Raw genomic sequence first — 6,629 nt, forward strand, 5'->3', positions numbered from 1 at the left:
TTGAATTTTGTAATTTTAAAACTACGTAATGTCAAGCCGCTTTTTTTTGTGAGTAAGTATGTATTGCTGATTTTGCGGAAGTTTTTTATTAGTAATACTCATGAGTATTACTTGGAAGAACTCAAATTACAAGAGTTGTTTGTGTTGAAGGATAAAGGGCGCCATGTGTTTTTTGGATATTATGATAAAAGTCCTGTGAATGTTTCAAATTCAAGGATTTTATATTTGAGTGCTCCCATAAAAAGAAATGTAAGTTCAGCGGCCAAAGTTTGTGTGTATGATGTGGGTACAAGGCAATCTTTTGAATTAGATCAAACTTTTGCTTGGAATTGGCAGCAGGGGGCTATGATGCAATGGATTGGTGATAAAGAAAATTATATTATTTATAATACTTATTTGGAGGAAGAAGGGCATTTTGGAGCTAAGGTATATTCTTTTCTGACAAAGGAATATAAAACCTTTCCTATGCCAATTTATTCAATGGGAAAAAATGATGATATTTATTTATCTGTAAACTTTGTAAGATTGAGTCTATATGCGAAAGGTTATGGGTATGATGTGAAAAGGAAATCTGCTGATTTGAATGATGCAGAAGATGGAATATGGGAATTTAATATGAAAAATAATTCTTCTAAATTACTTTTTAGTATTGAAATGCTAAAAAGATTTTCTTACAGAAAGGATTTTGATAATTCGTGTCACTATATAAACCATGTCGAGTATTGTAAGTATAATACGAAAATACTTTTTATTCATAGATGGCTAAAAAAAGGTGGGATTTTTAAATCTAGGTTACTTCTGTTTGATAAAATGACTCAAAATTTTGTTACTTTATTAGATAATGGACACGTTTCTCATTTTTGTTGGAAATCAGAGGAAGAATTGTTTATTTATGCAACAAATAGAAAAGGTATAAAGGGGTATTTCTCTATTAATATAGATAAGGTTGAAGAAAGTGAAATTTATGATAAAATGCCTCTTGAGGATGGACATCCTTCTTTTAACTTAACTAAGAAATATATCTTGACGGACTCTTATCCCAATAACTGTAGACGACAAATGCTCTTTTTATATAATATTGAATTGCGAAAATTGTACAAGCTAAAAGAGTTTTATTCTCCTCTGAAATATTTTGATGATTATAGGTGTGATTTGCATCCAAGGTGGAATATGGACTCTGGTTGGGTGTCTGTTGATACAACTCATTGGGGAAATAGATGTCTTGCTTTTTATAAATTAAATTAATTATTATGGATATATCAGTAGTTATGGCTTGTCGGAATTCGAATAAGTCCGCCTTGTTAATGGCAGTAAATTCGATATTGAATCAGAGTTGTATTGATTTTGAATTGATTATAGTTGATGATGGTTCAGATGTTCCAATCGAAAATATTATGAAGGAGGTGGAGGATAAGCGTATCCGTTTGTATTGTATTGAAGCGGCAGGGTTAGGAGCTGCTTTAAATTATGGAATATCTAAAGCGAAAGGGAAATATATTGCAAGGTTGGATGATGATGATGTTATGTGTTCTAATAGGTTAAAAATACAGCATTATATTCTTGAAAACAATCCAAAAGTAGTTTGTGTTGGGACTCAAATCTATTTTAAGACAAAGTCAAAATGTATACGTTATAAGCCATTTCCTCTAACTCATGATCTTATTCTGAAAAGATTAGTGCAATTAAAGCAAGGAATGGCTCATACTGCTCTAATGTTCAGGAAAGAGGCTTTTGATGCTATAGGTGGTTATAGAATTAAGGGAGGAGGACAAGATATTGATCTTATGTTGCAATTATCTATGAGAGGAGAGCTTATGAATATTGGTGAATACTTGAATTATTATAATTTGTCAAGTCAAGGACTTTCTGTTATGTATCCAGTAAATAAGTTTAGGGCATATTTATTTGCCTTTAATAGCATCAAAGAGGAATCTCTATTTGATAAATTTAGGAATGAAATAGATAAGACCATATTACTGCTTGAAAAGAAAGTCAATCGAAAGAGGTATTTTATTCCTAATATAAGAAAAATAATATTGATAGTATTTGTTGATATATTTGGGCGTAAATTTGATAGTGACAAATATTCTTTTTCTAAGTCTTGATAGTTTTGTATTAGAAAAAATGTGGAATGCTGATGAATGTTTTTAAAGTGAATATCGAATTTGATAAAACAAAAATCGACAATGAGATATGTAAATATATTAAGCAGAAGATTAAAGGGTATGTTTGTGTAGTCGATGCTAATGTTTTGACAATGGCACAAAAAAATGTTGAATATAGAAATGTAATAAACTCGGCTTGTATAAATACTTGTGATGGTAGCTCTATTGCAACTATGGTTAATTTGATATATAAAACATCTTATATGGCTTATAATGGTCCTGAGATATTTGGAAGATATATAGAAAAGCCAATAAAACAGTTGCTATTAGGGAATACAAAAGAAAAAGTTGATGAAATTAGATCTATATTAAAACAGAAAAATATAAATAATTCATACTTAGAATATCTTTCTCTGCCTTTTTGTGAGGTTAATGACTTTGATTATGAACAAATTGCATGCCAAATAAATAAATTGAAACCAGATATTATTTGGGTATCTTTGGGAGCGCCTAAGCAGGAACTTTTTATGAATAATATTTTACCATATATTGAACATGGTTTGATGTTTGGTATAGGGGCCGCATTTAATTTTTATACTGGTTATTTGAAATGTCCTAGCATAGGTATTGGCTCTTTTAAGTTTATTTGGCTTGATCGTTTAATAAAAGAACCTCGAAAAATTTGGCGTCGAATATTTAACTACATAAAAATTCTGCCTGGTTTGTTTTATTTTGAGTTAAAGCGTAGTAGAATGTAATATGTTTATATTAATTTAATATGAAAGTCTTAGTTACTGGTAGTGCAGGTTTTATCGGTTCTTATATTTGTAAGTGTTTGATTTCTCGTGGTGATGAAGTCGTGGGGCTGGACAATATAAATGCATATTATGATGTAGATTTAAAATATGGACGCTTGGCCACATTAGGTATTAGGCGAGAATCTATTGATTGGTACAAATTGTTACAAAGTGAAAAGTCTGAGAATTTTCATTTTATCCGTATGAATTTGGAGGATAAGCAGGCTATGCAGATGCTATTTGCCAATGGGCATTTTGATAAAGTGGTGAACCTTGCTGCTCAAGCAGGAGTCAGATATTCCATTGAAAATCCTTATGCTTACGTAGAAAGTAATGTGGATGGATTTCTAAATATTTTAGAAGGATGTCGTCATTATGAAGTGAAACATTTAATATATGCCAGTTCCAGTAGTGTATATGGCTTGAATGGTAAAGTTCCCTTTTCAGAAAAAGATAGTATAGCTCATCCGGTGAGTTTATATGCGGCTACGAAGAAGTCGAATGAGTTGATGGCTCACACATATAGCCATCTATATGGCATTCCTTCAACAGGACTTCGTTTTTTTACGGTATATGGTCCTTGGGGACGTCCTGATATGTCACCTTTCTTGTTTGCAGATGCTATGCTGCATCATCGCCCTATAAAGGTTTTTAATAATGGTGATATGCTTCGTGACTTTACTTATATTGACGATATTGTAGAGGGTGTGTTGCGAGTGATAGATCATATTCCATCTCCTGATCCTGACTGGCAAGCGGAAACGCCGAATCCCGGTACTTCCACTGCACCTTACAAAATTTATAACATTGGTAATTCGTATCCGGTGAAGTTAATGGATTTTATACAGGCTATAGAAGAAGCGATTGGGCATCCGGCTGAGAAGATATTTCTTCCGATGCAGCTGGGGGATGTTTATCAGACAAATGCGGATACTACAGCATTGCAAAATGAATTGGGCTTTAAACCTGATAAATCTATTAGAGAAGGAGTGAAAGAGACAATAGAGTGGTATCGTTCTTTTTATCAATTATAAAAAGTAAATCAAGAAATTATGAGAATAGCAATTGTTGGAACTGGTTATGTCGGTCTGGTTACCGGTACTTGTTTCTCGGAAATGGGAGTAGACGTGACTTGTGTGGATGTACAGGAAAATAAGATAGAGAAGCTGAAGAAAGGTATTATTCCCATTTATGAACCGGGATTGGAGGATATGGTACATCGTAATTATAATGCGGGTCGATTGAATTTTACGACCTGTTTGTCAGATTGTCTGGGTGATGTGGAAGTGGTGTTTAGTGCTGTGGGCACGCCTCCCGATGAAGATGGAAGTGCGGATTTGAAGTATGTGCTTGAGGTAGCACGTACTATTGGACGCAACATGAAAAAGTATGTATTGGTGGTTACCAAGAGTACGGTTCCTGTAGGTACTGCGCAGAAAGTAAAAGCAGCTATTCAGGAAGAACTTGATAAACGTAATGTGAAGATCGAGTTTGATGTGGCTTCCAATCCTGAATTCCTGAAAGAGGGGGATGCAGTGGATGATTTCATGAAACCGGACCGTGTAGTGGTGGGTATCGAATCAGAAAAAGCAAAGGATATTATGGAACGTCTTTATAAACCTTTCATGATGAATAATTATCGTTTGATATTCACGGACATTCCGAGTGCTGAAATGATAAAGTATGCAGCAAACTCGATGTTGGCCACTCGTATCAGCTTCATGAATGATATTGCGAACTTATGTGAACTTGTGGGGGCAGATGTAAATATGGTACGTAAGGGTATTGGCTCAGATAGTAGAATCGGTAGCAAATTTCTTTATCCTGGTTGTGGCTACGGTGGTTCCTGTTTTCCGAAAGATGTAAAGGCCTTAATAAAAACAGCCGAAAAGAATGGGTATCCGATGCGGGTGCTTAAAGCGGTGGAGGAAGTAAATGAAAGCCAGAAGAGCATTCTTTTTGAAAAGCTGTTGAAGCATTTCAAGGGCGATCTGAAAGGCAGGCAGGTGGCCATGTGGGGATTGGCATTCAAGCCGGAAACGGACGATATGCGTGAAGCTCCGGCTTTGGTACTGATAGATAAATTGTTGGAATCCGGTGTGATTGTGAAAGTATATGACCCTATTGCCATGAAGGAATGTAAACGTAGAGTAGGTGATAAGGTTATTTATGCTTCAGATATGTATGATGCTGTATTGGATGCTGATGCTTTACTGCTGGTAACCGAATGGAAAGAATTCAGGATGCCAAGTTGGGGAATGTTGAAAAAAACAATGAAGGAGGTTGTGGTATTTGATGGACGTAACATTTATGATAAGTTTGAGTTACAAAATTTAGGATTTGAATATACATGTATAGGAAAATAATGATGAAAAAAGTAGCATTACTAACAGGAATTACCGGTCAGGATGGTTCCTTCCTTGCCGAATTTTTAATAGAGAAAGGTTATGAAGTTCACGGCATTCTCCGTCGTTCTTCTTCATTTAATACAGGGCGTATTGAACATTTATATTTGGATGAATGGGTACGTGATATGAAACAACGGCGCCTTGTCAATCTTCATTATGGCGATATGACAGATAGTAGTTCATTGATCCGTATTATTCAGCAAGTACAACCTGATGAAATCTATAACCTGGCAGCACAAAGCCATGTAAAGGTATCTTTTGATGTTCCGGAATATACGGCTGAAGCAGATGCGGTCGGAACCCTTCGTATGCTTGAGGCGGTTCGTATTCTTGGTTTGGAGAAGAAAACTAAAATTTATCAGGCTTCCACCTCGGAACTTTACGGTAAGGTTCAGGAGGTTCCTCAGAAAGAGACTACTCCTTTTTATCCTCGTAGTCCATACGGTGTGGCTAAACAGTATGGTTTTTGGATAACGAAGAATTATCGTGAGAGCTACGATATGTTTGCCGTAAATGGTATTTTGTTCAATCATGAGAGTGAACGTCGGGGAGAGACTTTTGTAACCCGTAAGATCACTCTTGCTGCAGCCCGTATTGCACAAGGTTTTCAAGATAAGTTGTATTTGGGTAATCTGAATGCCCGTCGCGACTGGGGATATGCAAAGGATTATGTGGAGTGTATGTGGTTGATTCTGCAACACGATACACCGGAAGACTTTGTGATAGCTACCGGTGAGATGCATACTGTTCGCGAGTTTGCCACTCTGGCATTTCATGAGGTTGGCATTGAGCTCCGTTGGGAAGGTGAGGGCGTTAATGAAAAAGGTGTTGATATGAAAACGGGTACGGTACTTGTTGAGGTTGATCCTAAATATTTCCGTCCTTGCGAGGTTGAACAGTTATTAGGTGATCCTACTAAAGCTAAGACTTTGCTTGGTTGGAATCCGACGAAAACTAGTTTTTCTGAGCTTGTGAGGATAATGGCGGCACATGATATGAGGTTTGTGAAAAAGTTATATCTGAAAGCTCAAGTGGGGAAATAAGGATTCAATCTTATTGATTTTCTAAAAAATAGCTGTATCTTTGTAGCAAGTTTATTAATCATATCTTTTATGAGCAAAAGTATAGAACATAAGAAGAAGTCTGTCTTCCAACGAATATTGGAAGATAAGAGAGCTATACGCAAATGTGTTCAAGAGGGAGGTGATGTTAAAAAATTAGCTAAAGAACGTGGAATTAAGTTCTCAACTCCCTTATGAAGTTACAGAAGAAAGTGAATGGAACTATTCCTTTATAACTAAGCATGGCATTGTTTACCA

The 6,629-nt window shown here is 35.6% G+C and carries 6 protein-coding genes; all 6 read left to right on the top strand.

Annotated features, from left to right (window positions below; all coding sequences use genetic code 11):
- Positions 1-48 precede the first annotated feature (48 nt).
- From BN161_RS10735 to gmd, 6 genes are read left to right on the top strand one after another with little or no spacing between them, the layout of a single operon-like run.
- Positions 49-1,245, top strand: a complete 1,197-nt coding sequence (locus BN161_RS10735; RefSeq protein ID WP_044265843.1) for a hypothetical protein — start codon at positions 49-51, stop codon at positions 1,243-1,245.
- A 23-nt stretch (positions 1,246-1,268) separates the two neighbouring features.
- Entirely contained in the window at positions 1,269-2,105 is an 837-nt protein-coding gene (locus tag BN161_RS28050; protein ID WP_394332290.1) for a glycosyltransferase family A protein, read from the top strand.
- A 32-nt stretch (positions 2,106-2,137) separates the two neighbouring features.
- The gene (locus BN161_RS10745) at positions 2,138-2,863 is read left to right on the top strand and encodes a WecB/TagA/CpsF family glycosyltransferase (protein ID WP_044265878.1); all 726 of its coding nucleotides are present in this window, start codon (positions 2,138-2,140) and stop codon (positions 2,861-2,863) included.
- A gap of 20 nt (positions 2,864-2,883) precedes the next feature.
- Complete coding sequence (locus BN161_RS10750; RefSeq protein WP_044265846.1) at positions 2,884-3,936, top strand: NAD-dependent epimerase; 1,053 nt, start codon at positions 2,884-2,886, stop codon at positions 3,934-3,936.
- An 18-nt stretch (positions 3,937-3,954) separates the two neighbouring features.
- Positions 3,955-5,268, top strand: a complete 1,314-nt coding sequence (locus BN161_RS10755) for a UDP-glucose dehydrogenase family protein (protein ID WP_044265849.1) — start codon at positions 3,955-3,957, stop codon at positions 5,266-5,268.
- A gap of 2 nt (positions 5,269-5,270) precedes the next feature.
- Positions 5,271-6,353, top strand: coding sequence for a GDP-mannose 4,6-dehydratase (gene gmd, locus BN161_RS10760; protein WP_044265881.1), 1,083 nt, complete (start codon positions 5,271-5,273; stop codon positions 6,351-6,353).
- Positions 6,354-6,629 lie beyond the last annotated feature (276 nt).

This window comes from Bacteroides timonensis (genome assembly GCF_000513195.1).
GTDB classification, from domain to species: Bacteria; Bacteroidota; Bacteroidia; order Bacteroidales; family Bacteroidaceae; genus Bacteroides; species Bacteroides timonensis.

Excerpts from the sequence above, each read along its gene's own strand:
- BN161_RS28050 (WP_394332290.1), top strand. The coding sequence starts at position 1,269 with ATGGCTTGTCGGAATTCGAATAAGTCCGCCTTGTTAATGGCAGTAAAT.
- BN161_RS10745 (WP_044265878.1), top strand. The coding sequence starts at position 2,138 with ATGAATGTTTTTAAAGTGAATATCGAATTTGATAAAACAAAAATCGAC.
- BN161_RS10750 (WP_044265846.1), top strand. The coding sequence starts at position 2,884 with ATGAAAGTCTTAGTTACTGGTAGTGCAGGTTTTATCGGTTCTTATATT.
- BN161_RS10755 (WP_044265849.1), top strand. The coding sequence starts at position 3,955 with ATGAGAATAGCAATTGTTGGAACTGGTTATGTCGGTCTGGTTACCGGT.
- gmd (WP_044265881.1), top strand. The coding sequence starts at position 5,271 with ATGAAAAAAGTAGCATTACTAACAGGAATTACCGGTCAGGATGGTTCC.